The organism is Candidatus Neomarinimicrobiota bacterium, from assembly GCA_022560655.1.
In the GTDB taxonomy this organism is placed as follows: Bacteria; Fidelibacterota; Marinisomatia; order SCGC-AAA003-L08; family TS1B11; genus JADFSS01.
Genome location: JADFSS010000114.1, coordinates 1 through 730, shown reverse-complemented (window position 1 = coordinate 730; position 730 = coordinate 1). Strand labels below are relative to the sequence as shown.

The following is a 730-nucleotide window of genomic DNA, read 5'->3' as shown; positions in this document are numbered from 1 at the left end:
TCTAATGGCAAGGCCGATGGCCTCCGGGCCTGATGGGTGTCTGCCGCAGGGACCCCTTTCCGGGGGATGATAGATCGCATGGCCTACCTCCCCACCAATAATATGATTGCCATCCACACTCCTACAGCAGCATAAGCAAACATAAACATGTTATTCCCAAGTTTTGGCAGAATCTTGGCTCTCACCTTCTTCGCACTGGTATCAATCTGGGCCACCATCCTTAATTCTTTAGTTTTATTGGTGTCAATCTGTGCCAAGGTCACCGGTTCTTTTGTCTCCGAAACAGAATGCTCATCTTCGGCTACTTCTGCAAACTCTTTCCGTTGGAGCGTTGCCTCATCAACAGGTAGATTCGGTGCAGTCGTTTCCTCTAAACCTTCCTCCTGAATCGCTACTTCATAAGCGGAAAGCTTCATGGCAACCTCCCTCATTCCCCGGGTGAGCAGGTCATCCAGTTCGCCTCTGAGATCGAAGTCCGACACGCTGAGCACCTTGCCCGTCTCCACGTCCACCAGCCGCGCTGAAACGGTAAACGTGCCGCCCACTTTGCTAATGCTCCCCCCTACCATCCGTTGGGCGCCCAGCAGGCGGCCCACCTCCACCAGGCAGTCATTGGACGTGCAGCCGGTCTGCTGGAAGTCCTGCTCGGCCAGGATGTTCTCCATCATCCCCCGGTCCACCACCTCGAAACGGCCCAGCCGGAAGACCTCGTTGCGCAGGCGGTTGGAGA

The 730-nt window shown here is 55.5% G+C and carries 1 protein-coding gene; it reads right to left on the bottom strand.

Annotation, left to right across the window (positions count from 1 at the left end; translation table 11 throughout):
* Positions 1–83: 83 nt before the first annotated feature.
* The coding region (locus IH971_10915; GenBank protein MCH7498343.1) for a DUF2380 domain-containing protein at positions 84–730 on the bottom strand (647 nt) is incomplete at its 5' end.